The following is a 23,441-nucleotide window of genomic DNA, read 5'->3' as shown; positions in this document are numbered from 1 at the left end:
GCTACCTGGCCTGCGCCAGCCTGAAGTCGAAATAATTGTCAGCCAGGATCACGACGAAGGTCAGCTTGTCGCCAGCCCTGACGTTTTGATCCGCCGGCAGCCAGCAAGCGGCCTGGCCCCAATGGCGCATCGCGCCGCCGGGCCCGGTGGACAGCATGATCTCGTCGTCGAGCCATAAGTCAAACCAGAAAACCACGGCCTGAGCCTGACCCTCCGTCGCAATCGGCGCGGTCCAGGTCATGCGCTGCGGCTGCACCCAATCTGGCGGCTGCGCGAAATCGATGCGCAGCACCGGCAGGGCTTCGCTCAGCGCCTGATAAGGCTCGTGATCCAGCCGCACATTGCCGTGCGTCGACTGGTTGCGGAATTTGTCGAAAGCAGAAAGATCGAATCCGCAGATCTCGCGCACGGGATTTACCGCACGCAGATGCGGCAATGAGACGATCTGCGCGATGACTTGCGCGGCGGCCGGTATCACAGGCGCGCCGGGTTTAACGAGACGCCGCAAGGCATCGCGTGTGGTCGGCAGCATGCCCTCGCCGATCAGACCGGCATCCAGAATCTCCGCCACCATCAGATCGGCCTGCTGCGGCATGTCCTGCACCGGATCGAGCTCGGTCGAGCGTTTCGCGATCACCGTGATCGTCTTCTCGTAGCCGTTCTTGGCGACGATTTCCTTCGCCGTTGCTGCGATCAGCGGATGGGCCTCGCAGGCGATGACCTTCTCTGCACCCGCGCGCGCGGCCAGCAGGGCCAAAAGGCCGGAGCCGGTGCCGATATCCAGAACCGTCATGTTGGGCCGGACGGCTTTCTGCAGCGCGGCCGCGAAAGCCTCGTTGCGCGCGGTATCGGCCAGCATCGGTAGATGCCATCCCGGAATCAGTCTGCTCAGCAGCCCTGATAGGGCGGCGCGGGCTTCTTCATTGTCAGGCGCCAGTTGCACGGCACGCTGGAACGCGGCCAAGGCCTCCTCGGTGTCGCCGAGTTCGCGGGCGCATTGCCCAAGTCCCATCTGTGCCGCGAACAGCTTGTCATCCTGCTTGAGCACGGCGCGGAAGGCTGCTGCCGCATCCTGGAAGCGGTTCTGCTTTTGCAGCACCTGGGCAAGATTGAGCAGCGCCAGGTTGCGATGGGCAGGCGGCAGGCCGGGTTCGGCATCCAGCGCGGCGCGATAGGCTTGCGCTGCGCCATCGAGATCCCCCGCCATGTCGAGGCAGACGCCGAGATTGACCTGTGCTGCGGCGAATTGCGGCGCAGCCTGCAGGATGGTGCGGTACTCGGCGATGGCGGCCGTCAACTTGTTCTGCTCGCGCAGCAGATTGGCAAGGTTGAAGCGCGCATCGACGAAGCCGGGCCGCAAGCCCAGCGCCTGCCGGAAGGCCTTCTCTGCCTCGGCGGCATGGCCCAGCATCGCTTCGGCCAGTCCCAGATTATTGGCAGCCTCCGGAGTGTCGGGCTTGAGCGCGAGCGCCTTGCGGGCGGCCATGGCAGCTTCCGCCGGCTGACCGGCGGCCAGCAGCAGCGAGGCGGCGTTGGTATGGAAGGGCGCATGCTCCGGCGCGAGCTGGACGGCGCGGCGCAGATATTTCAGACCCTCGACCGGCTGGCCAGCCTGATGGTGCAGCAGGGCGATCTGGTTCAGCAGTCCCGGATGGTTCGGCTCGCGTTGCAGCAGGGCCTGATAGATGGCCGCCGCTTCCTGCAGGCGGCCTGCCTGCTGGTGCTGCAGGGCGGTCTGGAAGGCGTCGGGGGGCAGTGGATTCGTCGTCATGGGGCCGGGACGATACCCGGTCAGGGCGGGGAAAGCGACCGGCGGATATAAGCCGGCACGGGTCTTCCGGCCGCCCGGCAGAAACTGCCGCCCGGCAGGGAGTGAACCCTGCCTCATTGGCGGTGTGGTTCCGTAAGTCGTTGGAAATAATAACTTCTCTTGTGCAAAGCGAGTTGGCCCGCAGCTTGCTTCCTCTGGGGCGAGACAGAGGATTGCCATGCAAGTCGGTTCGACCAATTCCGCTCCCGCTTCTTCCGCCGCCCCGGCCAGCAGCCCAATTCTGCCCGAGCCGGTTGGCAGCCGCGCCGAGCAATTCGCCCGGGTGCTGAAATCCGCCTTTTTCGGCGCCAACACCAAGGCGGTGTCGCAGAGCGCCGAGCGCAGTGTGCCCGAGGCTGCCCGGCGCCAGGATACCCGCCCGGCCGCCGAGCCGGCGCGCAATGCCGCCTCCAACACCAATTATCGCGACGCCTCGGCATCTGCGCCTGCCAGTCGCGAATCGTCAGATCGTCAGGCTGCAACCCGTCGGCCCTCGGCCCAGCCCGCCGATTGGGCGGCGAAGCCGCGCGAGGCCGCCCCCAAAGCTGACAAGGCCGCTGGCGAAGACACTGCGGCGACTTCGGAAACGGACACTGCTGTTAACGAGGATGCTGTCGCGCAGCCAGCGGACACCTTGCCAAAGAGCGACGCCGTGGCGCAGCCCGCCCAGCCGGCGACCGTGGTCGAAACCGCGCCGGATGCGTCCGTGATCCTGGCCCTGCTGCAAGGCGAAGCGCCGGAAATGCCGGTTGTGGACGGCGATGCCGCCGCGGCTTCGGTGAGTGTTGAAGAGGGGGCAGCCCTGCCGGCGACTCTGCCGGCCATGGCTGAGAAGGCCGCGGCAGCGGTCGCCCAGACTCCGGTTTCGCCCATGCCGGCGGCGCCGGCCGAGGCGGCTGAGCCCGCGCTCATTCCGCTCGCCGAGATGGCGCCGGTCGAGCCGCAGGCGATGGTCGAGATGCCAAAGGCCGCCGCCGCGCCGGCGACATCGACCAGCGCCGCCGCTTTGCTGGTCGAGCAGGATGCCGTTTCAGCTGAGGATTTCGCCGCGATCCAGCAGACCCTGCTGACGCAGCAGCAGAAATCTGGCCAGCCGGTGGCAGAGAATGCCGCCAAGCCGCAGGCCATAGCCGGGGATGGCAAGACCGGCAGCCTGCAGGTGCAGACCGTCACCGCTGCGGCTTCGTCGAAGACCCTGGTGGATCAGTCGGCCTTGCTGGCCATGCAGGGCGATGAGATGGCGGAGGAGCCGTCGTCGCTGCAGACCCAGCTTGCACCGCAGCCGCAGGCCGATGGCAAATTTGCCGCCGCGCTGCAGGCCAACAGCGATGCCGTGCTGCCGCAGAGCCAGGCTGCCACCCAGAGCCCGGCGCATCTGAGCCAGCAGGCCGCTTCGCCGCTGGCCAATCCGGGGACGTCGGCGCCGCAGGCAGCGCAGCATGCCACCGCCATGCAGGTCGCTGCGCGTCAACTCAGCCAGCATATTCCGGCTGGCGAGCAGGTCGCGGTGCAGATCAAGCGCGGCGTGGCCGATGGTCATGACAAGATCTCGATCCGGCTCGATCCCGGCAATCTCGGTAAGGTCGAGGTGAAGATGGAAGTTGGCCATGACGGCCGCCTGATGGCGGTGGTTGCCGCCGACAAGCCCGACACGCTCGCCATGCTGCAGAAGGATGCGGCCCAGCTTGAGCAGGCCCTGCGCGATGCCGGCCTGAAGGCCGATTCCAACTCGCTGAGCTTCACTTTGCGCGATCAGAACCAGGCGGGCGAGCGCGGCAGCCGCGACGGCCAGATGGCCGGACATGGCGGTGACGCCGGCCAGGATGAATACGCAGACGGCAGCCTTCGCGTCGATCCGGCGCAGCTTGCCGCCGCCAATGCCCAACGCGCCGCTGCCGCGCGCGGCGGGCTCGATATCCGCATCTGACGGTTTCCGGGAGAATAGCCATGGTCACTTCCGTCGGCAGTACCTCGACCACCACGACGAACAGCGCCGCTGAAAATGCCGGCGTTTCGCTGGCAAAGAACTTCGACATGTTCCTGACGCTGCTGACCACGCAGCTCAAGAACCAGGATCCCACCAATCCGATGGACTCCAAGGAGTTCACCACGCAGCTGGTGCAGTTCAGCCAGGTCGAACAGCAGATCAACCAGAACAAAAACCTGGAGAAGCTGATTGCGCTGTTCGAATCGCAGCAGAGCTCGAATCTGGTCAACTACATCGGCAAGCAGGTCGACGTCGATTCCAACCGGGCCATGCTCGGCGACTCGACTGCTGCGGTCTGGTATTACGACCTGCCGGCCGATGCTGCCGGCGGTCAGATCCGCGTCGTCGACAAGTACGGCAGGGTCGTTCACACCGCGGAAATCGAGAAGGGCAAGGGCGAGCACGTCTTTACCTGGGACGGCACCGTCAACGGTGGCAGCGACCGCAAGCCGGCCGGCGAATACACGCTTGAAGTCGTCGCCAAGGATTCCAAGGGCGACACGATGGACGTCAAGGTCAAGACGCGCGCCATCGTCGATGGCGTCGAGCGCGTCGATGGCGTCGATTACCTCGTGGTGGGCGGCAAGCGCATGGCAGTCGGCGACGTGCTGTCGATGCGCAACGTGACCACCTCGCCGGTGCCGCCGCAGGATAACGGCTCCTACGTCAACTACATCGGCAAGGATGTCGAGTTCTACGGCTCCAGCACCGTCTATCAGAACGGCAATGCACGCTGGAGCTATGGCGTCGCCTCGGGTGCCGAAACGGTGACCATCAAGGTCTACGACGCCAACAACAACCTGGTCCATGAGACGACCGGCGACGCCAGCAAGGGCCGCCACGACTTTGCCTGGGATGGCGTCAAGAGCGACGGCACCACGGCCAAGGAAGGCGAGATCTACAAGATCCAGATCGAAGCCAAGTCGGCGAGCAACCAGGCCGTCGGCGTGGACGTTCTGGGCCGCGGCAAGGTCGACAGTGTGGCCTTCGAGAACATGCAGGCGATGTTCTCGATCGGCGGCCTGGGCGTGCCGCCCGCATGGGTCATCGCGGTCTACTGAATGGCCGAGGAAAGGCTTCGTTAACCATCGCATTTAGGGCTTTTTTAAAAGGCGGAAACTAGCATGGAACAGCTTCATTCTTTCTCATCCCGAGCGCGTATGCTGCCCTCGCACAGCCCGCAACCCAGTGTCGTCGGCCCCGAAGGCCAGCGTATTACGCTTGAAAGCCTGCCGCCGCCGAATACCAAGCGCTGGGTCATCCGCCGCAAGGCAGAGGTCGTGGCAGCCGTCCGCGGCGGGCTGCTGACCCTGGAAGACGCCTGCCAGCGCTATGCGTTGACGGTGGAGGAATTCCTCTCCTGGCAGCGGGCCATCGAGCAGTTCGGCCTGCCCGGCCTGCGCACCACCCGGCTGCAGGATTACCGCCCCGGAACGCTGCGCGCAGCCGCACCGCGACCGGTTGACGCGGTTCCCGAGGGCGCCTGACCTAAGCGTCTGATTTTTCTGAAATCCGTTCGGGGTTAACATTCCGGTAGGCAAAATTTGCCGGGGTGTTAACCTCTTTTTCATCCCAGCTTCCTACTTTCGGCATCGAGGGCAGGAGGCGCCTGCCAAGACGCGCGCCGTGTGCATGGGGTGATGCCGTGAACGGAATTATGAATATGCTGCGGAACATTGGTCCCGCTCGCCTGGCCATGTTGGCGGCGACGGCGGCTGTTCTGATCGGCTTTTTCGTTTTTCTGGGGATAAAAGTCACGCAGCCCAAGATGGTGCTGCTGTATGGCAATCTCGATCTGCAGGAATCGGCCGAGATTGTCACCCGCCTGGAAGCTCAGCGCATTCCCTATCAGATCGGCAGCAACGGCACGCAGATTCTGGTGCCGGAAGACCGCATGCTGCGCGTACGCATGCAGCTCGCCGAAGCCGGCCTGCCGTCCGGCGGCAGCATGGGGTATGAGATCTTCGACAAGACGAATGCCTTGTCGGCCACCAACTTCATGCAGAACATCAATCACCTGCGGGCGCTGGAAGGCGAACTGGCGCGCACGATTCGCGCCATCGATCAGGTGCAGTCCGCGCGCGTGCATCTGGTGCTGCCCAAGCGCGAGGTATTCAGCCGCGATCAGCGCGAGCCCTCGGCCTCCATCATCATCAAGACCAAGGGTGGCCGGCTGGATCAGCCGCAGGTGCGCGCGATTCAGAATCTCGTCGCCTCCGCCGTTCCCGACCTGAAGCCTTCGCGCATTTCAGTCGTTGACGATCGCGGCAACCTGCTGGCCGGCACGCAGGAAGAGCCCGATCCGGCGACCGCGGCGGCAACCCGCATGGAGGAGATGCGCCGTCAGGCAGAAGAGCGCCTGCGCAAGAATATCGAAGCTCTGCTCGAGCGTTCGGTCGGCATCGGCAATGTGCGCGCCGAAGTGGCCGTGGATATGGATTTCGACCGCGTCACCACGAATCAGGAGCTGTTCGATCCCGATCAGCAGGTGGTGCGCTCGACCCAGACGATCACCGAAGAGAATCAGAGTCAGGAAGGCCAGCAGAACGTCACCGTGGCGAATAACCTGCCCGAGGCGCAGAACCAGGGCGGCGCCCAGGCGACCTCGCGCGCGAACCGCACGGAAGAGCTGGTCAATTACGAAATCTCCAAGACCGTCCGCACCCAGGTGCGCGAAGCCGGCGTGATGCGCCGCATCTCCGCCGCCGTGCTGGTCAACCACATCGTGCTGGTCGATGGCCAGGGCAAGCGCGCCTATCAGCCGCGCTCGCCGGAAGAGCTGCAGCAGCTCACCGCCTTGGTGCGCAATGCCATCGGCTACAATCCGGAGCGCGGCGACAATGTCGAGGTCGTGTCGATGCGCTTCGCCGAGCCGGGCGACATTCCCGAAGAGGTTGATCCGAACAGCCTGCCGATTTTCATGGGCCTGACCAAGGCGGATCTGTTCCGCATCGGCGAGATCGCCGGCTATGTGCTGCTGGGCCTGCTCGCCATGCTGCTGGTCGTGCGGCCGATGATCCGGCGCATCCTCGAAGCCTCGCATGAGGGCGAGGAAGTGCCGCCGGGCATGCTGACGCCGGCAATGCCGAGCCTGCCGATGGTGGTGGGCGGCGCGCCGGTGGCCGAACTGCCGGCTGCACCCGACGCTGGCATGGCGCCACCCACGCCGGGCATCGAATCGATGATCGACATCGCCCGCATCGAAGGCCAGGTGAAAGCGTCGTCGCTCAAGAAGATCGGCGAGATCGTCGACAAGCACCCCGAGGAAGCGGTCTCGATCATTCGCAACTGGCTTTATCAAGCGGCTTGATGGGGGCGGGTTAGGAACGGCTCATGGCAGGTGACAAGGACTTTCGCCAGCTTAAAGGTCCCGACAAGGCCGCCATCTTGATGTTGGCCCTTGGCGAAGAGCATTCGGCCAAGATCTGGCCCTTGCTCGATGACGAGGAGATCAAGGAAATCTCCCAGAACATGGCCAACCTCGGCGCTGTGAATTCCGAGGTTGTCGAAAAGCTGTTTCTGGAATTCGTCAACAACTTCTCATCCACCGGCTCGCTGACCGGTACCTTCGACAGCACCGAGCGGTTGCTGATGAAGGCCCTGCCGGCGGAGCGCGTCAACCAGATCATGGAAGAGATCCGTGGTCCGGCGGGACGCACCATGTGGGACAAGCTCGCCAACGTGAATGAAAACGTCCTGGCGAACTATCTGAAGAACGAATATCCGCAGACGGTGGCCGTGGTGCTGTCGAAGATCCGGCCCGAGCATGCCGCCCGCGTGCTGGCGGCGCTGCCGGAAGAATTCTCGATGGAAGTGGTCATGCGCATGCTGCGCATGGAGGCGGTGCAGAAGGAAGTGCTCGACAAGGTCGAGCAGACCCTGCGCACTGAATTCATGTCGAACCTGGCGCGCACCAACCGCCGCGATGCCCACGAAATGATGGCGGAAATCTTCAACAGCCTGGATCGCAATACAGAGGCGCGCTTCCTGGCCGCTCTGGAAGAGCGCAGCCGCGACGCCGCCGAGCGTATCAAGGCGTTGATGTTCACGTTCGAGGACCTGATCAAGCTCGATCCCTCGGGCGTGCAGACCCTGCTCAAGAATGTCGAGAAGGAAAAGCTTGGCCTGGCGCTCAAGGGTGCGTCCGAGACGCTGCGCGATCTGTTCTTCTCCAACATGTCCGAGCGCGCGTCCAAGCTGCTGCGCGAGGAAATGGAGGCGATGGGCCCGGTCCGCCTAAAGGATGTGGACGAAGCGCAGATGATGATGGTCAACGTAGCCAAGGAACTGGCGGCCAAGGGCGAGATCATGCTGGCCGACAACAAGGGCGAAGACGAACTGATCTACTGAGGCAGAGAAGCCGCGCACGATTATGGCAAACAAGGCGAAATTCCTTTTCGATACGCCCTTCGACGGCAGCAAGCCACGGGTGGAGCGGAGTTACGCCCCGAAGCCGCCGCCGCCGAAATTTTCTGCCGAGGAATTGGAGGCGGCCAAGGCCGCGGCCTATGCGGAAGGCGAGGCTGCCGGCCGCGCCGCCGCCTATGGCGAGCATCAGCAGGCGCTGGAAAAGGCGCTGCAGGGAATTGCGGTGAAGCTGTCGCAGCTGGCCGGTGCCGAGGAGCGCTCGCAGCTCGCCGCCCGTATCGAGGCGGTGGAAGTGGCGACCGCGATCGCGCGCAAGCTCGCGGGCCGCCTGATTGAGCGTCAGCCGCTCGATCGCATCGAGGCGCTGGTGCTGCGCTGCATGGACGATATGCGCGACGAGCCGCGTCTGGTGGTGCGTGCGGCAGAGCCGGTGATCCAGCTGCTCGATCAGCGCATCGACCAGCTGATGGCGCAGTCGGGCTTTGGCGGCAAGCTGGTGCTGGTGCCGGACGAGACGATGGCGCTGACGGATTGCCGGATTGACTGGGCCGATGGCTCGGCCGAGCGGAAGCAGGCGGTGTTGGAACAGGACGTTGATCAGGCGGTTGAGCGCTACGTCGCCGGATTGCAGGCGGAATTGGCGCAACTCGACGGATAATTCGTGGCGCGGCGAGCGGCGCCGCGACGAAGGAGTGAAGTATGGCAGACGGTGGTGGCGAAGATCTTGAACTGAAGGACCTGGGCCAGACCCCGGACATGATGGATGACGAGGACCCGAATGCGGCCCGCACGGCAGCGGACCTGCAGGCGGTGTTCGACATTCCCGTCCATGTCTCGGCGGTTCTGGGCAAGGCCAATATGCAGGTCAGCCAATTGCTGAAACTGGGACGCGGTGCCGTCGTCGAGCTCGACCGCAAGGTCGGCGAGGCGATCGACATCTACGTCAATAACCGCTTGGTGGCGCGCGGCGAGGTCGTGGTGGTGGAAGACCGTCTGGGCGTGACCATGACGGAAATCATCAAGGGCGGCCGCAGCAGCTGAACGCGGCCGGAGCTTGGCTAAAGGGGTCTGGGGTAGATTATGCGACTGATCATCATCGGCACGCTCAACGGGCAGATCGGCGCGGCAACGCGCATCGCGCTGCAGCGCGGCGCCAAAGTGTCGCAGGTCGAGGATATCGCGCAGGCGATGAATGCGCTGCGCTCGGGCCGCGGCGCCGATCTCGCGATGATCGATGTCAGTCTCGATGTGAAGCATCTGGTGGACAGCCTGAAGGCCGAGCGCATCAATCTGCCGGTCGTTGCCTGCGGCATCGGCAATGACGCACGGGCCGCGGTGGCGGCGATCCGTGCCGGCGCCAAGGAATATCTGCCGCTGCCCCCGGATGCCGATCTGATCGCGGCGGTGCTTGAGGCGGTGGCCGAAGACAGCCATCAGATGATCTTCCGCGACCCGGCGATGGCGCAGGTCGTCAAGCTGGCCGAGCAGATCGCACCAAGCTCGGCCTCGGTGCTGATCACGGGCGAAAGCGGCACCGGTAAGGAAGTGATGGCCCGCTTCATCCACATGAAATCGCCGCGCAGCGAGCGGCCGTTCGTGTCGGTGAACTGCGCCGCCATCCCCGACACGCTGCTGGAATCGGAATTGTTCGGCCACGAGAAGGGCGCCTTCACCGGCGCCGTGGCGCGCCGGCTCGGCAAGTTCGAGGAAGCCAATGGCGGCACCTTGCTGCTCGATGAAATCAGCGAGATGGATGTCCGCCTGCAGGCCAAGCTGCTGCGTGCCATCCAGGAACGCGAGATCGACCGCATCGGCGGCTCCAAGCCGGTGAAGGTCGATATCCGCGTGATCGCCACCTCGAACCGCAATCTCGCCGAAGAAGTTGCCAAGGGCAATTTCCGCGAAGACCTTCTGTTCCGCCTGAACGTCGTCAATCTGAAGCTGCCGCCGCTGCGCACCCGCCCGGCGGATATCGAATTGCTGGCCAATCATTTCGTGAAGAAATACGCAGAGGCCAATGGCGTGCCGGAGCGCCCGCTGGCGCCGAGCACCATCGAGGCGCTGCGCAAGGCGCCGTGGCGCGGCAATGTGCGCGAGCTGGAGAATACCATGCATCGCGCGGTGCTGCTTGCCATGGGGCCGCAGATCGAGCTGGCCGATATCCGGCTGCCGGACGGCACGGCGCTGGCCGATGCGATCAGCCAGCCGGCCAGCGCGCAGCCCGCGGCGGGCGGCGAGGCTGTGCCGGTGATGCCGAATCTGGTGGGGCGCACCGTGGCGGATGTCGAGCGCGATCTGATCATCGACACGCTCAAGCATTGCCTGGGCAACCGGACGCATGCCGCGAATATTCTCGGCATCTCGATCCGCACCTTGCGCAACAAGCTGAAGCAGTATTCCGACGAAGGTGTCGCCATTCCGGCGGCAAATGAGGGGGCGCGGGCGACGGCCTGAACGGCCTAGCTCCGCAGGGGTAAGGAGAGAATTATGGCGGAGAACGCACCGGTGGGTGCGGCGACGGACGGGGTCGCGAACGGGGGCGGTGGCCCCGGCTTGTTCGACCGTCTGCGCAGGGTGGGCAGCCATGGCGACATCATGCTCGCCGTTGGCGTCATGGCCATCCTGTCGGTGCTCATCCTGCCGATGCCGACCTGGCTGCTGGATATTGCGCTGGCGGTTTCGATCAGCGCATCCGTGCTGGTGATGATGACCTGCCTGTTCATCCAGCGCCCGCTGGAATTCAGCTCGTTTCCGACGGTGCTGCTGATCACCACGATGCTGCGGCTGGCGCTCAACCTGGCATCGACGCGTCTGATCCTGGGCGGCGGCCATGAAGGCACCGATGCCGCCGGCCATGTGATCGAGGCTTTCGGCCAGTTCGTCATGGGCGGCAATCTGGTGATCGGCATCATCGTGTTCGCGATCCTGGTGATCGTGAACTTCGTGGTCATCACCAAGGGTTCGGGCCGTATCGCCGAAGTGTCGGCGCGCTTTACCCTGGATGCCATGCCCGGCAAGCAGATGGCCATTGACGCCGATCTGTCGTCGGGACTGATCGACGAAGCCACCGCGCGCCTCCGCCGCAAGGAACTGGAAGATGAATCGAGCTTCTTCGGTTCGATGGACGGTGCCTCGAAATTCGTGCGCGGCGACGCCGTTGCCGGCATCCTGATCACCTTCATCAATCTGATTGCCGGTATTCTGATCGGCGTCACGCAGAACGATCTCAGCTTTGCCCAGGCGCTGAATACCTATTCGATCCTGACGGTCGGCGACGGTCTGGTGTCCCAGATTCCGGCGCTGATCATCTCGGTTGCCGCCGGTATCATGGTCTCCAAGGGCGGCGTCACCGGCTCGACCGACAAGGCGCTGTCCTCGCAGCTATCCTCGGTGAAAGGCCTGGGCATGTCGGCGGTGCTGTCGCTGGCCTTCGCGCTGATCCCGGGCATGCCCTTCCTGCCGTTCGTCTTCCTGGCAATCGTGGTCGGCGGCCTGGCCTATCTCGCCTGGCAGCAGGAGAAGAAGGCGCAGGCTGCGGCTTTCGTGCCGCCGCCTGAGGCGCCGGCGCCGGTCAATCCGCTGGATGAGCCGGTCACCAATGCGCTGGCCATCGACGATCTGCGTCTGGAACTGGGCTTCAGCCTGCTGCCGCTGATCAACGATGCGCGCGGCTATCGCCTGACCGATCAGATCAAGGCGCTGCGCCGCCAGATCGCCATCGACATGGGCTTCATCATGCCCAGCGTGCGCATCCTGGATAACATGCAGCTGCCCGGTACCACCTATGTCATCCGGGTCAAGGAGGTCGAGGCGGCGCGCGGCGAGGTCAAGCCGAACATGCTGCTGGTGATGGATCCGCGCGGCGAGCGCATCGCGCTGCAGGGCATCGAGACCATCGAGCCGACTTTCGGTCTGCCAGCCATGTGGGTTGACGAGAGCATGCGCGACGAAGCCATGTTCCGCGGCTATACCGTGGTCGATCCCGGCACCGTGATCACCACGCATCTGACCGAGGTGGTCAAGGACAACATGCCGGACCTGCTCAGCTTCGCCGAGACGCAGAAGCTGATCGAGGAACTGAAGAAGACCAACGAGAAGCTGGTCAACGAGGTGCTGCCGAGCCGCATCACGGTGAACGGCATCCAGCGCATCCTGCAGAACCTGCTGTCCGAGCGCGTGTCGATCCGCGACTTCGCCACCATCCTGGAGGCGATCGCCGAGGCGACCGGCTACAGCCAGAGCATCACGCAGATCACCGAGCATGTGCGCACGCGCCTGGCGCGCCAGATCTGCAACGCCAATACCAGCCCCGACGGCTTCATCCCGCTGGTAACGCTGTCGCCGCAATGGGAGCAGAATTTCGCCGAAGCGCTGGTCGGCCAGGGCGAAGATCGCCAGCTCAGCATGCAGCCTTCGCGTCTGCAGGAATTCATCACGCAGGTTCGCCAGACCTTCGAGCGCATGGCGGCTGAAGGCCATGTGCCCGTGCTGCTGACCAGCCCGGCCATCCGGCCCTATGTCCGCTCGATCGTCGAGCGCTTCCGGCCGGCCACCGTGGTGATGTCGCAGCAGGAAATCCATCCGAAGGCGAAGCTGCGCACTGTCGCGCAAATCTGACGGCGTAGGACGAAGAGACGATGCGGCTCAAAACTTTCCAGGCGGCGACGATGAGCGAGGCGATGAACCTCGTGCGTCAGGCCTTGGGTGACGAGGCGATCATCGTTTCGACCTACACGCACCGCAACGGCGGCGTCGAGATCACTGCCGCAGTCGAGCAGCATACCGAGGATGATTTCGCCACGCCCGAGGCGCAGGCCTTGCGTTACGGGCAGGGCAATGGCCGGCTCTTCGTGCCGGACGAGGATTTCGGCAGTGAGCAGCAGCCGGCGGCGGATATCGCCGAGACGCTGGCTGCCGCGCTGGCCTGGCATGGCGTGCCGTTCAGAACCGCCGAGCGCCTGGTACAGGCGGCACTGCAGGTCGGGCTTGACGATCCCATCGGCGCCCTGGCTGAGGTGCTGGACGAGACCTATCGCTTCCCCGGCCTGAGCGGCGACAACCGCCCGCTGATCCTGATCGGCCCGCCGGGCAGCGGCAAGACGATTGCCAGCGCCAAGATCGCCGCCCGCTGCGTCATGGAGCGGCGGCCAGTCTATGTGATTTCCTGCGACGACAGCCGCGCCGCCGCCGGCGAGCAGCTGGCCACGCTTTGCCGCGTCATGAACACGCCTTTCCTGGATGTGTCAGGTCCGCGCGAACTGGCCGCGGCGATCGATGCGGCTCCCGCCGATGCCAAGCTGGTGATCGATACTGCGGGCATCAATCTGCATGCCGCATCCGAGCGCGGGAATCTGAAAGCCCTGATCCAGGCCAGCGGCGCCGAGCCGCTGGCGGTCTTCGCCGCCGGCAGCGACGCCATGGAAATGGGTGAACTGGCCGCGCAGGCCGTCGCCCTGGGTGCCCGCCGCTTCATCCCGACGCGCCTCGATGCCGCCCGCCGCCTCGGCGCGCTGATCGCCGCCGCCGATCAGGCGGGCCTTGCCTTTGCCGATGCCGGCGCCAGCGCTTTCGTCGGCAAGGGGTTCGAGCGCCTGGACGCGCTCGCCCTGGCGCATCGCCTGCTGGCCGATCCGGATGCGCTTGCCGCCGCCGACACAACGCCATCGAACATCTTTGCCGTGAAACCTGCAGCCCATAAAGCCGCCGAATGACTGGGACGCTCATGACCCCGACGCCACCATCCTCCAATCGCCCGGTCCGCCACCCGGCGGCCGCGCTTCGTCAGCCAAACGTCATTGCCATCGCTTCCGGTAAGGGTGGCGTTGGCAAGACATGGCTGTCGGTCACGCTGGCGCAATGCTTCGCCCGGCAGGGCCAGCGCGTGCTGCTGTTCGATGGCGATATCGGCCTTGCCAATGTCGATATCCAGCTGGGCCTGATGCCGGATCGCGACCTGGGCAGCGTGATCGCCGGACGGTTCAGCCTGGCGGATGCCGTCATGCCGTCCGAGGCTGGCTTCGATATCATCGCCGGCAAGTCGGGATCGGCCTCGCTGGCGACGCTGGATCAGCAGGCATTGAACGATCTGCGCGACGAGCTGATGCAGCTCGCCAAGAGCTACGACCGGGTCATCATCGACCTCGGCGCCGGCGTCGATGGCGTGGTGCGGACCTTCTCGGCGGTTGCCGGCATCACCTTGGTGGTGACGAATGACGAGCCGACCGCGCTTACCGATGCCTATGCCTATATCAAGCTGGCGCGCATGGCAGACCGCAACGCCGATGTGCGGGTCGTGGTTAATATCGCGCCAACCAGCCGCGAGGGCGAGCGGACCTATACCAAGCTGAACAAGGCGGCGGAAAACTTCCTGAAATACTCGCCGCCGCTGGCGGGCGTCATCCGCCGCGACGACAAGGTGCGCGATGCCATTCGCAATCAGATGCCGCTTCTGACCCGGCATCCGATGTGCGAAGCTGCCGAAGATGTCGAGGCGCTTGCCGCCAATCTGATGCGCGCACCGCAAGCCGCGTCGCTTTGATGGTGTCGTGGCGCGATACTGCGCCACGAAAGATGCTGAACGGGGGAGGAGGAAGGGATGAGCGAGATCGGCTCGGTTCCGCCAACCCCACCGGTTCCTGCAACCAGTGCCGGCGGCCAGGCCGCGACGCCACAGCCGCAGACCCCGACGGCTCCGGTTCAAGGGCAGCCTTCGCAGACTCCGCCATCCCAGGCTCAGCCAGCATCAACTCAGCCGACGCCCGGCCAGGCGCCTTCAGTGCCAACACCGCAAGGCCAGGCGCCACAAGACCAGCCGGCATCATCCGGCCCGGCGCCTGCGCCCTCTCAGAGTGCACCGGCGCCGGCCGCAAACCTTGGATCCAGCGCCGCGCGAATCTCCGAAGCGTTGCGTGCCTTGGCGAATGGCGCGTCTTTCTCGGCGCAGATCGTGGCGCGTGATGGCGCCGCCTTGCTGGTGCGGGCCGCGAGCGGCACCACCTTGGCGCTCAACAATCTTGCCGCTGCCCTGGAGCAGGCCAATATCGGTGTCCTGCTGAACACGTCAGTCAGGCTGCAGCTCAATCCGAGCAATCCGCAACTGGCGACGGTGACCCATGCAAATGGCGTGGCCTTGCAGCCTGCCTTGGCTGCGACCGCGCAGCCGCCGACAGCCGCGCAACTCGCCATGCCGGCGGTCCAGTCGCCGCCAGCTGCGGCTGCTTCGCCGCCGCCAGCCCTGCCGCAGCCAGGCCAGGTGCTGACGGCTATGGTGCTGCCGCCGCCAGTGGCCTCTTCGGCCTCTTCCGCAGCGACAGGAGCGGCTTTGCCTGCGCTGGCTCTGTCTGCACAGGCCGCCGCTGCATTGCCGCCCGGCAGTCAGCTTCAGCTGGTGGTGCAAAGCGCCACCTTGCCGAATACGGCCGGCTTGGCAGCAGTGCCGGCATCCGCTGCGCCTCTGGGCACCACAGGCAATTCGTCGCAGGTTCAGGGCGCACCGCTTCCGTCCGCGACGATGGCGGCAATGGGCGGTGCGACGCCGACCTCTCAGGCATCGATGCCGTCATCGCCTGCGATGCCTGCAGCCGCGCAGCCGGCTACGACGGCACCAACCGCACCCTTCACTTTGCTTGCTGCACAAGCCGGAAATCCGCTTCCCGCGGCGACCCTCTCGCCAGTCGGTTCACTGATAACGGGCGTCGTATCCGGACAAGGGCAGGCGGGACATGTCCTGGTCTTTACGCCGCAAAGCCTTCTTGCGCTCAACCTGCCGCAGGCCCTGCCGCCTGGAACACAGATCGTGCTGGAAGTCGCCTCAGTCACCCGGCCGGCCACAGCAACCCCGGCTCCCATCGGCTCGGCGCCGTTAGGCGGCGTGCTGACGCGGCTGGAAGGCTCCTGGCCGGCAATGCAGCAGACTTTCGATGCCCTGCGCGCCGCCGATGGCGCGCTGGCGCAGCGTCTGCAGTCCGACCTGCTGCCGCAGCCGAATGCGCGGCTGGCTTCGACCGCGCTGCAGTTCATGGCGGCGGCTGCCATCGGCAATGCGAAAGCCTGGCTGGGTGCCGAAGCCGTCCGCAAGCTGGAGCAGAGCGGCCGCAGCGATCTGCTGCGCAAGCTGGATGAGGATTTTGCCGAACTCGGACGGCTCAATCAGCGCCAGGGCGATCAGCAATGGCAGGCGCTGACGATGCCGATGCTGATTGGCGGACGGGTCGAACCGATCCAGATCTTCATGCGCCGCCGCCGCGACGCTGCCAAAAAACAGCAGCAGACCCGCTTCATCATCGATTTCAATCTGGAAAGCACCGGGCCAATTCAGTTTGACGGTTTCGTCAGCGCCAAGCAGCTCGATCTGATCCTGCGGTCCGAAACCGAATTCGGCCCCGCCTTCCGCGTCGATGTAAGCGCGATTTTTGAGAACGCGCTGCAGATCACCGGCATGACCGGCTCGATCCAGTTCCGCGACCGCGAGCCGCCGCTTGCCTGGCCCAGCCCGGAGCTGGAAGCGCCGGGGCCGAGCACCGAGGTAAAGGCATAGGCCGGCCGGCAACATCTTCGCAAGAAGCAGGATGCGGTTTCCCCCTGCCTGACCTATAAGTCAGCAATGACTCAGATGGATAACCGCGCCTGGGCGGGCTTACTCTTTCTTTCCGTTCTCTGGGGTGGATCGTTCTTCTTCGTCGGCGTTGCCGTATCGGAAGTTCCGCCGCTCACCATTGCGGCGGTCCGCGTCCTTCTCGCCGCGGCGATCCTGCTGCTGGTGCTCCGGCTGTCGCGACTGCAGCTGCCGCGGAACCGCGGAATGATCGGCTCCTTCCTGGTGGCCGGTCTGCTCAATAACGCGGTGCCGTTCAGTCTCTTCTTCTGGGCCCAGAGCCAGATCCCGAGCGGACTTGCCTCGATCCTCAATGCCATGACACCGATCTTCACGGTGCTGGTTGCTCATATCCTGACCAGGGATGAGAAGCTGACGACGGGCCGGCTCATGGGCGTGCTGGTCGGCTTCGCCGGCGTTACCGTGATGATCGGCACCGACCTGACATCCGGCCTTGGCAGTAACGTGCTGGCCCAGTGCGCCTGCCTGCTTGCCACTCTGTCCTATGCCCTCGGCGCCGTGTTCAGTCGCCGCTTCAAGCGTCTGGGAGTTACGCCCATGCAGGTGGCGGGTGGACAATTCGTTGCCTCTTCCGCAATCCTGATTCCAGTAGCGCTGCTGGTGGATCAGCCATGGCAGATTGCGCCGCCATCATGGCAGGCCATTGCCGCGATCGTCGCGCTCGCGATGTTCTCGACCGCGCTTGGTTTCGTGATCTATTTCCGCGTCATGGCCAGCGCCGGCAGCAACGTCAATCTGGTGACATTGCTGGTGCCTGTCAGTGCCATTCTGCTTGGCGTTCTGGTGCTGGGCGAAAGCCTGGAACTGCGCCATCTCGCCGGCATGGCGGCGATTGCGTTGGGCCTTCTGGCAATCGATGGGCGGCTATTCCGGCGGCGCTGAAGACTAGCCCGGCTGGCCGTCCGGCTGTTCCTGCCGACGGCGGAAGCTGGCAAGGCCGGCTTCGTCCAGCTCAGCCTGTTCGCGGCGCTCCTGCTTCTGGCGCTCGCGCTTTTCCCAATTCTCAAGCACCAGTTCGTATTTCTTCAGTTCGCGGAAGGCGTCGTTGACATCTTCCTGCGCCGCGCGGATACGGTCGATCACTTCCTCGCGCGACATCTCCAGATTGGCGCGGCGTTCGCGGTTGGCTCGGCGGTAGGCGGCAAAGCCATAGCCGGCCTCGTAGTGCTGCGAAGCCACCTTGCGCTCATGCTCAAGTTCCTGGTCCAGCCGCTCGATCTGCCGCTCGATGCCGGCGCGCAGGACTTCCAGATCGACGACGATGCGCCGCCGCTCGTCAAGCCGCCACTTCCACAGCCGTATCAGGCCACCCACGCCGCGCATCGTTTCGCCCTACTTATCCTTCGGAGAAAATCTCGGCCAGCCGCGCATAGCCGCTGGCCAGATCGGCCCGTTCCTTCTTCTGCTGTCTGAGGAAATCCTCCAGCAGCGGCTGGTAGCGGATCGCTTCGTCGACCTTGGGATCCGAGCCGGCGCGATAGGCGCCCAGCCGGATCAGCTCCGCCATGTCCTCATAGGTCGCCATGAGCTGCCGCGCGCGCGAAACCAGCATGTTTTCGTCATCGCTATTGCAACCCGGCATGGTGCGGGAAATCGAACGCAGGATATTGATCGCGGGGTAGCGGCCGCGTTCGGCAATGCTGCGCTCCATGACGATATGGCCATCGAGAATACCGCGGGTGGCGTCGGCAATCGGCTCGTTATGGTCGTCGCCGTCAACCAGCACGGTGAACAGGCCGGTGATGCTGCCTTCGCCGGTGCCCGGACCGGCGCGTTCAAGAAGGCGCGGCAGTTCGGCAAAGGTGGTCGGCGGATAGCCCTTGGTGGTAGGCGGTTCGCCACCCGACAAGCCGATCTCGCGCTGTGCCATGGCAAAGCGGGTGACCGAATCCATCAGGCAAAGCACCTGCAGGCCCTGGTCGCGGAAATATTCTGCCACAGCCAATGTCATATAGGCGGCCTGCCGGCGCACGAGTGCCGGCTCGTCGGAGGTGGCGACCACGATCACCGTGCGCGCCAGGCCTTCCTCGCCCAGATCGTCCTCGATGAACTCCTGCACCTCGCGGCCGCGTTCGCCGATCAGGCCGACGACGTTCACATCGGCTTCGGTATAGCGCGCCATCATCGAGAGCAGCACCGACTTGCCCACGCCCGAGCCAGCGAAGATGCCCATACGCTGGCCGCGGCAGCAGGAGATGAAGGTGTTGATCGAGCGTACGCCAAGATCGATCTTCGGGCCGACGCGCTTGCGCATGTTGGCCGGCGGCGGATTGGCGCGCAGCGGATAGGGGCTCGTGCCATTGGCAAGCGGCGGGCCGCCATCCAGCGGCCGGCCGAGGCCGTCGATCACCCGGCCGAGCCAGGTATTGTCCGGGTAGACCACCGGCTGGTCCTCGCCCACCGTGGCACGGCAGCCGAGCCCGACGCCTTCCAGCGAGCCGTAGGGCATCAGCAGCGCCCGGTTTTGGCGGAAACCCACCACTTCGCATTCGACCTGGCGGCCGTCACGGGTGGCGACATGGACCCGGGAGCCGATGGAAAGATGCCGCTCGACCCCGGCGATCTCGACCAGAAGGCCCTGGATGGAGGTCACCCGGCCAGTGAAACTCACATCCTTGATACGCTCCAGATCCATCAACAGACTTTGCATGGCGCCCTCTGAGGAAACGGAAAACACCCTAAACTCAGAGCCTTAATTGGGGGTAAAGCAGTTCGGCCAACCCCCGGCCCGGCCTCGTCCTTTCGGGCCGGATCGGCGGTTTTCCGCCCCGCCGGAACATTTATCCACAAGAATACGTTAACTTACTTTGTTAACGATGGTAAATTATCCGGCGATTCGGGCAGACAAAGCCGGGGGGTGCCATGCGGGTGCTGCTGATTGAAGACGATGCCGCAATGGCTAAGAGCATCGAGCTGATGCTCAGTCATGAGGGGTTCAACGTCTATCGGACGGAATACGGCGAAGAGGGTTTAGACCTCGGCAAGCTGTATGACTACGACATCATCGTGCTGGATCTGAATCTGCCGGACATGCACGGCTATGACGTGCTGAAGAAATTGCGGGCGGCCAAGGTCAATACGCCGATCCTGATCCTGTCCGGCATGGGCGAGGCCGACAAGAAGGTCAAAGGCCTGGGCTTCGGCGCCGACGATTACCTCACCAAGCCCTTCAACAAGGACGAACTGATCGCGCGCATCAACGCCATCGTCCGCCGCGCCAAAGGGCATTCGCAATCGGTGATCCAGACCGGCAAGCTGACGGTCAATCTCGATGCCAAGTCGGTCGAGGTCGACGGCAGCCGGCTGCATCTGACCGGCAAGGAATATGCGATGCTCGAGCTGCTTTCCTTGCGCAAGGGCACGACCCTGACCAAGGAGATGTTTCTCAACCATCTCTATGGCGGGATGGACGAGCCGGAGTTGAAGATCATCGACGTCTTCATCTGCAAGCTGCGCAAGAAGATTGCTGCAGCCACCGGCGGCGACAATTACATCGAGACGGTCTGGGGACGCGGCTATGTGCTGCGCGATCAGGTCGAGCCGGTCGCGGCCGGGCAGAAGCGCACCGGCACCCGCTAGCGCGAACGGGATATCCGATCTCCTGAGAAGCCGGCGCATGCCGGCTTTTCTGTTTTTTGCTTAACCCGCGTAGTCCAGGCGAAGCTCGGTTTCGCTGACCGCCGCAGTCAGCTTCAGGCCGCAGCCTTCAGTCAGCAGACGGGCATAGCGGGCCAGGGCAGGCAGCGGTTCGCGGGGCCAGCCGGTATCTTGCGCCAAACCGGCCGCCACGGCATCTGGCCAGCGCAGCATCGCGCCCTGTGCCGTAATGCGCCACCCGGCGTCCTGCGGCGCAAGCTGCACATTGCCGCCGCGCGGCAGGGCTTGGGCAGAAAGAAGCAGGCCGATCAGCAGGGCCTTGCCAAGCGATTTCGGCAGATCCGTGCCTGTTTCAGGCAGCGCGACGCTGACCTTGCCGCCAGAGAAATACTGCGTGGCAATGCGTGACAGTTCCGCCACCGCCATCGGGTCCGCCGTGCTGCCCGATGCGCCCAGAGCAAGACGGAAAAACGCCAGGCGCCGCGCCGCATCGCCGGCTGATTGCGCAATCAGCCCGATGGCTTCCTCGCGCATCACGGGATCGGTTTCCTCCGCCAGCAGTTCGACGCCGTTATTGACCGCGCCAATGCTGCCGGCCAGATCGTGACAAAGCCGTGAGCAGATCAATGCGATCAGATCGAGCTCCTCAACGGCAGACATCTCGATTTCCTTTGGTGACGTGGTGGCGGGACAGGTCCGCCCTGTCTAAAATGGACGCGATCTGCGATCAACCATGAAGACGGTCTGGAGCGATAATGCTGGCGCCATATGCACCGGGCGACTGGGTGAAGAACCCGCTCGAACCTGACTGGGGTCCGGGGCAGGTGCAATCCGCCATCGGCTCCCGCGTGACCGTCAATTTCCTGCATGCCGGCAAACGACTGATCAATACCGACCAAGTGGCGCTGACGCCCATCGACGAGCCCGGCGACGACGCGTGATCCTGCAATGAATTTCGATCCTCGCCGTCTTGGTCCAGCATTGCTGGCGCTCGCCCGTGACGCGGGCGATGCGATCATGCAGGTCTATGCCTCGCCCATTGCCAGCCGCACCAAGGCCGATCACAGCCCGGTGACCGATGCCGACGAGGCGGCGGAGGCAATCATTCTCGCCGGACTGGAAAAGCTGACGCCCGGCATTCCCGTCGTTGCCGAGGAGAAGTCCGCCCGGGGCGACATTCCCGATATTACCAACTCGCCATTCTGGCTGGTCGATCCGCTGGACGGCACGCGCGAATTTCTCGGCCGCAACGGCGAGTTCACCGTGAATATCGCGCTGGTAGGTGAAGACCGCCGCCTGCGGCTTGGCATCGTACTGGCGCCGGCGCAAGGCGACGGCATCGCCTGGCTTGGGCTGGGCAGCGAAGGCGCATGGCGCTATCGCGGCCGCGATGACATGGCGGGCGAGGCGATCAAGGCCCGTCTGGTGCCTGACAATGGCGCGACGGTGCTGATCAGCCGCAGTCATCGCGATGCGGAAACCGAAGCCTGGCTGCAGCGCCAGCAGATGGCGGTGCCGGTCACGGTTGGGTCCTCCTTGAAATTCTGCCGCATCGCCGAAGGCGCGGCCGATCTTTATCCGCGGTTCGTATCCATCTCGGAATGGGACACGGCGGCCGGCCAGGCCGTTCTGGAAGCCGCCGGCGGCGCTGTGGTGACCTGGGACGAGGCGCCCCTGACCTATGGCAAGCCTGGCTTCCGCAATCCCGGTTTTCTGGCGCGCGGCGCCGTCTGAGGAGAAGCTGGCGCGTCAGCCGATGGCGACGTCGACCAGAATAGCCGAGAAATGGCAGATGGCGGCCGCCAGCACGAAGATATGCCAGATGGCATTCTGATAGGGCAGTCTCTCCCACAGATGGAAGATCACGCCCGCCGTATAAAGCAGCCCGCCGATCACCAGCAGCGCCAGTCCCGCCGGTGACGCCCCTTCGATCAGCGGCCCGAAGGCAACCAGGATCGTCCAGCCCATCAGGAGATAGGCAAACAGCGACAGCCGTTCGAACCGCCATGGCCAGAACAGTTTCAGCACCACGCCGATGACAGCGATGGTCCACACGACAGCAAGCAGCACCGTGCCCCATTGGCCGCCAATGACGATCAGGCTGAAGGGGGTGTAGCTGCCCGCGATCATCACGAAAATTGCCGCATGGTCGAAGCGGCGGAACAGGGCCTTCCAGGTGTCATGGCTGCACATGTTGTACAGGGCCGAGCAGCCCAGCATGGCCATCAGGCCCATGGCGTAGAGGCCAAGGCTGACCATGCGCGGCAGATCGGGATCGAGGATCACCAGCACGGCGAGGGTCGTGCAGGCGCCGATGCCAAAAGCCAGCCCGACCAGATGCACGATGGCATCGGCGATGTATTCGGCGCGGCTGCAGGTTCGGATGGCTTTCGTCGTCATGCCATGACGGTGGAATCCGAATGCGGCAAAATCAAGAAGACGAAACCGGAAAGCGGCGTAAGACGGTTTCCCGTCAGCGGCCGGTTTCGAGATCAAGCTCGTCGACCGCGTCGTCGATCTGGGCCGGCTGGAAGCCGCGCAGCTCGGCATAGCGCAGCAGCTGCTCGGGCGTCAGTAACTGGCGCGTGGTCAGATGCGCGCGCAGGCGGGTGGCGCGCATGCGGGCCTGCAGCGCGCCGATCCGGCTGGTCAGCGCATCGATGCGGCCAACATCGATATTGTCGTCGGCAAAGGCGCGATCCAGGCGGCGTTCTTCCCGGTTCAGCCGCCGGGCAATCGCCGTGATCTCGCTGTCGGTAGCATGCTGCAGGTTGTGCAGCTCGCGGCGCTGTTCGGCATTCAGCGCCAGATCGTCGGCCAGCCACAAAGCGGATTGCGGCGCGGGAAAGAGATTGCGCTCCGCGCTGGCGAAATCATCCATGTCGGGTGGATAGAATACCGCCGTACTCGCGGATGCGGAATCTTCATCCTGTGAATCGGTCGCTGCGACATCTTGGCGCAACATGGTGCCAAGCGCCATGCCGGTTCCGAACGCCAGGCCGAGCGCGATTATGGCGACGAAACGCCGCGCCATCGCTCACTCCCAAATGACTGGGCCGCCGTCG

General features: G+C 64.5%; 22 protein-coding genes. 16 read left to right on the top strand and 6 right to left on the bottom strand.

What is annotated here, in order from left to right; genetic code table 11:
* Position 1: 1 nt before the first annotated feature.
* Positions 2-1,771, bottom strand: a complete 1,770-nt coding sequence (locus tag Q0603_RS13430; RefSeq protein ID WP_298726479.1) for a tetratricopeptide repeat protein — start codon at positions 1,769-1,771, stop codon at positions 2-4.
* 217 nt (positions 1,772-1,988) lie between these two features.
* On the opposite strand from Q0603_RS13430, the gene Q0603_RS13425 reads away from it, so the two are divergent.
* The 13 genes from Q0603_RS13425 (at position 1,989) to Q0603_RS13365 (ending at position 17,661) form a co-directional block, all read left to right on the top strand.
* Positions 1,989-3,737 carry a flagellar hook-length control protein FliK gene (locus tag Q0603_RS13425; protein WP_298726477.1) on the top strand — a complete coding sequence of 583 codons (1,749 nt, stop codon included), beginning with the start codon at positions 1,989-1,991 and terminating at the stop codon, positions 3,735-3,737.
* 20 nt (positions 3,738-3,757) lie between these two features.
* Positions 3,758-4,858 (top strand): FlgD immunoglobulin-like domain containing protein, encoded by a 1,101-nt coding sequence (locus Q0603_RS13420; protein WP_298726475.1) that lies wholly within the window; start codon positions 3,758-3,760, stop codon positions 4,856-4,858.
* 99 nt (positions 4,859-4,957) lie between these two features.
* The gene (locus tag Q0603_RS13415) at positions 4,958-5,284 is read left to right on the top strand and encodes a DUF1153 domain-containing protein (protein WP_298726473.1); all 327 of its coding nucleotides are present in this window, start codon (positions 4,958-4,960) and stop codon (positions 5,282-5,284) included.
* A 176-nt stretch (positions 5,285-5,460) separates the two neighbouring features.
* Positions 5,461-7,107 carry a flagellar basal-body MS-ring/collar protein FliF gene (gene fliF, locus Q0603_RS13410; protein WP_298726472.1) on the top strand — a complete coding sequence of 549 codons (1,647 nt, stop codon included), beginning with the start codon at positions 5,461-5,463 and terminating at the stop codon, positions 7,105-7,107.
* Positions 7,108-7,130: 23 nt separating this feature from the next.
* Positions 7,131-8,147, top strand: coding sequence for a flagellar motor switch protein FliG (gene fliG / locus Q0603_RS13405; RefSeq protein WP_298726471.1), 1,017 nt, complete (start codon positions 7,131-7,133; stop codon positions 8,145-8,147).
* A 22-nt stretch (positions 8,148-8,169) separates the two neighbouring features.
* Positions 8,170-8,823 (top strand): FliH/SctL family protein, encoded by a 654-nt coding sequence (locus tag Q0603_RS13400; RefSeq protein ID WP_298726469.1) that lies wholly within the window; start codon positions 8,170-8,172, stop codon positions 8,821-8,823.
* Positions 8,824-8,921: 98 nt separating this feature from the next.
* Positions 8,922-9,206 (top strand): flagellar motor switch protein FliN, encoded by a 285-nt coding sequence (gene fliN, locus Q0603_RS13395; RefSeq protein ID WP_298726628.1) that lies wholly within the window; start codon positions 8,922-8,924, stop codon positions 9,204-9,206.
* Between the two features lie 39 nt (positions 9,207-9,245).
* A complete protein-coding gene (locus Q0603_RS13390) occupies positions 9,246-10,619 on the top strand; it encodes a sigma-54 dependent transcriptional regulator (RefSeq protein WP_298726467.1) in 1,374 nt (457 codons plus the stop codon).
* A 33-nt stretch (positions 10,620-10,652) separates the two neighbouring features.
* Positions 10,653-12,782, top strand: a complete 2,130-nt coding sequence (gene flhA, locus Q0603_RS13385; RefSeq protein ID WP_298726465.1) for a flagellar biosynthesis protein FlhA — start codon at positions 10,653-10,655, stop codon at positions 12,780-12,782.
* Between the two features lie 20 nt (positions 12,783-12,802).
* The gene (locus Q0603_RS13380) at positions 12,803-13,876 is read left to right on the top strand and encodes a hypothetical protein (protein WP_298726463.1); all 1,074 of its coding nucleotides are present in this window, start codon (positions 12,803-12,805) and stop codon (positions 13,874-13,876) included.
* Positions 13,873-14,703 carry a MinD/ParA family protein gene (locus Q0603_RS13375; protein ID WP_298726461.1) on the top strand — a complete coding sequence of 277 codons (831 nt, stop codon included), beginning with the start codon at positions 13,873-13,875 and terminating at the stop codon, positions 14,701-14,703. The genes Q0603_RS13380 and Q0603_RS13375 overlap by 4 nt, the downstream gene beginning before the upstream one ends.
* Before the next feature lie 366 nt (positions 14,704-15,069).
* Entirely contained in the window at positions 15,070-16,701 is a 1,632-nt protein-coding gene (locus Q0603_RS13370; protein ID WP_298726459.1) for a hypothetical protein, read from the top strand.
* Between the two features lie 66 nt (positions 16,702-16,767).
* The gene (locus tag Q0603_RS13365; protein ID WP_298726457.1) at positions 16,768-17,661 is read left to right on the top strand and encodes a DMT family transporter; all 894 of its coding nucleotides are present in this window, start codon (positions 16,768-16,770) and stop codon (positions 17,659-17,661) included.
* A gap of 3 nt (positions 17,662-17,664) precedes the next feature.
* Here the strand turns inward: Q0603_RS13365 and Q0603_RS13360 are convergent, their stop codons facing one another.
* Together Q0603_RS13360 and fliI are read right to left on the bottom strand one after the other, a co-directional pair.
* Positions 17,665-18,102 (bottom strand): flagellar FliJ family protein, encoded by a 438-nt coding sequence (locus tag Q0603_RS13360; protein ID WP_298726456.1) that lies wholly within the window; start codon positions 18,100-18,102, stop codon positions 17,665-17,667.
* A 13-nt stretch (positions 18,103-18,115) separates the two neighbouring features.
* Entirely contained in the window at positions 18,116-19,429 is a 1,314-nt protein-coding gene (gene fliI / locus Q0603_RS13355; protein ID WP_298726454.1) for a flagellar protein export ATPase FliI, read from the bottom strand.
* Between the two features lie 212 nt (positions 19,430-19,641).
* Between fliI and ctrA the strand changes: the two genes are divergently transcribed.
* On the top strand, positions 19,642-20,358 hold the full coding sequence (ctrA, locus tag Q0603_RS13350) for a response regulator transcription factor CtrA (protein WP_298726452.1): 717 nt from the start codon (positions 19,642-19,644) through the stop codon (positions 20,356-20,358).
* Between the two features lie 60 nt (positions 20,359-20,418).
* Here the strand turns inward: ctrA and Q0603_RS13345 are convergent, their stop codons facing one another.
* Positions 20,419-21,036: a histidine phosphotransferase family protein gene (locus Q0603_RS13345; RefSeq protein WP_298726450.1), complete on the bottom strand. Its 618-nt coding sequence runs from the start codon at positions 21,034-21,036 to the stop codon at positions 20,419-20,421.
* Positions 21,037-21,131: 95 nt separating this feature from the next.
* Here Q0603_RS13345 and Q0603_RS13340 point away from each other — a divergent pair, with 95 nt between their 5' ends.
* On the top strand, positions 21,132-21,317 hold the full coding sequence (locus Q0603_RS13340) for a DUF3553 domain-containing protein (RefSeq protein ID WP_298726447.1): 186 nt from the start codon (positions 21,132-21,134) through the stop codon (positions 21,315-21,317).
* A gap of 7 nt (positions 21,318-21,324) precedes the next feature.
* Positions 21,325-22,110 carry a 3'(2'),5'-bisphosphate nucleotidase CysQ gene (gene cysQ, locus Q0603_RS13335; protein WP_298726445.1) on the top strand — a complete coding sequence of 262 codons (786 nt, stop codon included), beginning with the start codon at positions 21,325-21,327 and terminating at the stop codon, positions 22,108-22,110.
* Between the two features lie 15 nt (positions 22,111-22,125).
* On the opposite strand, the gene Q0603_RS13330 is transcribed toward cysQ, so the two are convergent.
* The gene (locus Q0603_RS13330) at positions 22,126-22,776 is read right to left on the bottom strand and encodes a hemolysin III family protein (RefSeq protein ID WP_298726444.1); all 651 of its coding nucleotides are present in this window, start codon (positions 22,774-22,776) and stop codon (positions 22,126-22,128) included.
* Positions 22,777-22,849: 73 nt separating this feature from the next.
* Positions 22,850-23,410 carry a periplasmic heavy metal sensor gene (locus Q0603_RS13325; RefSeq protein WP_298726442.1) on the bottom strand — a complete coding sequence of 187 codons (561 nt, stop codon included), beginning with the start codon at positions 23,408-23,410 and terminating at the stop codon, positions 22,850-22,852.
* Positions 23,411-23,441 lie beyond the last annotated feature (31 nt).

The sequence above is a fragment of the uncultured Ferrovibrio sp. genome (genome assembly GCF_937960835.1).
Lineage (GTDB): Bacteria > Pseudomonadota > Alphaproteobacteria > Ferrovibrionales > Ferrovibrionaceae > Ferrovibrio.
Note: the sequence above shows the minus strand (reverse complement) of the source record. Positions and strands in the feature narration are given on the sequence as shown.

Bases quoted from the DNA above. Each gene is read 5' to 3' on its own strand.
- Q0603_RS13380 (WP_298726463.1), top strand. From the start codon at position 12,803: ATGCGGCTCAAAACTTTCCAGGCGGCGACGATGAGCGAGGCGATGAAC.
- Q0603_RS13400 (WP_298726469.1), top strand. From the start codon at position 8,170: ATGGCAAACAAGGCGAAATTCCTTTTCGATACGCCCTTCGACGGCAGC.
- ctrA (WP_298726452.1), top strand. From the start codon at position 19,642: ATGCGGGTGCTGCTGATTGAAGACGATGCCGCAATGGCTAAGAGCATC.
- Q0603_RS13325 (WP_298726442.1), bottom strand. From the start codon at position 23,410: ATGGCGCGGCGTTTCGTCGCCATAATCGCGCTCGGCCTGGCGTTCGGA.
- flhA (WP_298726465.1), top strand. From the start codon at position 10,653: ATGGCGGAGAACGCACCGGTGGGTGCGGCGACGGACGGGGTCGCGAAC.
- Q0603_RS13375 (WP_298726461.1), top strand. From the start codon at position 13,873: ATGACTGGGACGCTCATGACCCCGACGCCACCATCCTCCAATCGCCCG.
- Q0603_RS13420 (WP_298726475.1), top strand. From the start codon at position 3,758: ATGGTCACTTCCGTCGGCAGTACCTCGACCACCACGACGAACAGCGCC.
- Q0603_RS13430 (WP_298726479.1), bottom strand. From the start codon at position 1,771: ATGACGACGAATCCACTGCCCCCCGACGCCTTCCAGACCGCCCTGCAG.
- Q0603_RS13330 (WP_298726444.1), bottom strand. From the start codon at position 22,776: ATGACGACGAAAGCCATCCGAACCTGCAGCCGCGCCGAATACATCGCC.
- Q0603_RS13360 (WP_298726456.1), bottom strand. From the start codon at position 18,102: ATGCGCGGCGTGGGTGGCCTGATACGGCTGTGGAAGTGGCGGCTTGAC.
- Q0603_RS13365 (WP_298726457.1), top strand. From the start codon at position 16,768: ATGACTCAGATGGATAACCGCGCCTGGGCGGGCTTACTCTTTCTTTCC.
- fliN (WP_298726628.1), top strand. From the start codon at position 8,922: ATGATGGATGACGAGGACCCGAATGCGGCCCGCACGGCAGCGGACCTG.
- fliI (WP_298726454.1), bottom strand. From the start codon at position 19,429: ATGCAAAGTCTGTTGATGGATCTGGAGCGTATCAAGGATGTGAGTTTC.
- fliF (WP_298726472.1), top strand. From the start codon at position 5,461: ATGCTGCGGAACATTGGTCCCGCTCGCCTGGCCATGTTGGCGGCGACG.
- Q0603_RS13390 (WP_298726467.1), top strand. From the start codon at position 9,246: ATGCGACTGATCATCATCGGCACGCTCAACGGGCAGATCGGCGCGGCA.
- Q0603_RS13345 (WP_298726450.1), bottom strand. From the start codon at position 21,036: ATGTCTGCCGTTGAGGAGCTCGATCTGATCGCATTGATCTGCTCACGG.
- Q0603_RS13340 (WP_298726447.1), top strand. From the start codon at position 21,132: ATGCTGGCGCCATATGCACCGGGCGACTGGGTGAAGAACCCGCTCGAA.
- Q0603_RS13425 (WP_298726477.1), top strand. From the start codon at position 1,989: ATGCAAGTCGGTTCGACCAATTCCGCTCCCGCTTCTTCCGCCGCCCCG.
- Q0603_RS13415 (WP_298726473.1), top strand. From the start codon at position 4,958: ATGCTGCCCTCGCACAGCCCGCAACCCAGTGTCGTCGGCCCCGAAGGC.
- fliG (WP_298726471.1), top strand. From the start codon at position 7,131: ATGGCAGGTGACAAGGACTTTCGCCAGCTTAAAGGTCCCGACAAGGCC.
- cysQ (WP_298726445.1), top strand. From the start codon at position 21,325: ATGAATTTCGATCCTCGCCGTCTTGGTCCAGCATTGCTGGCGCTCGCC.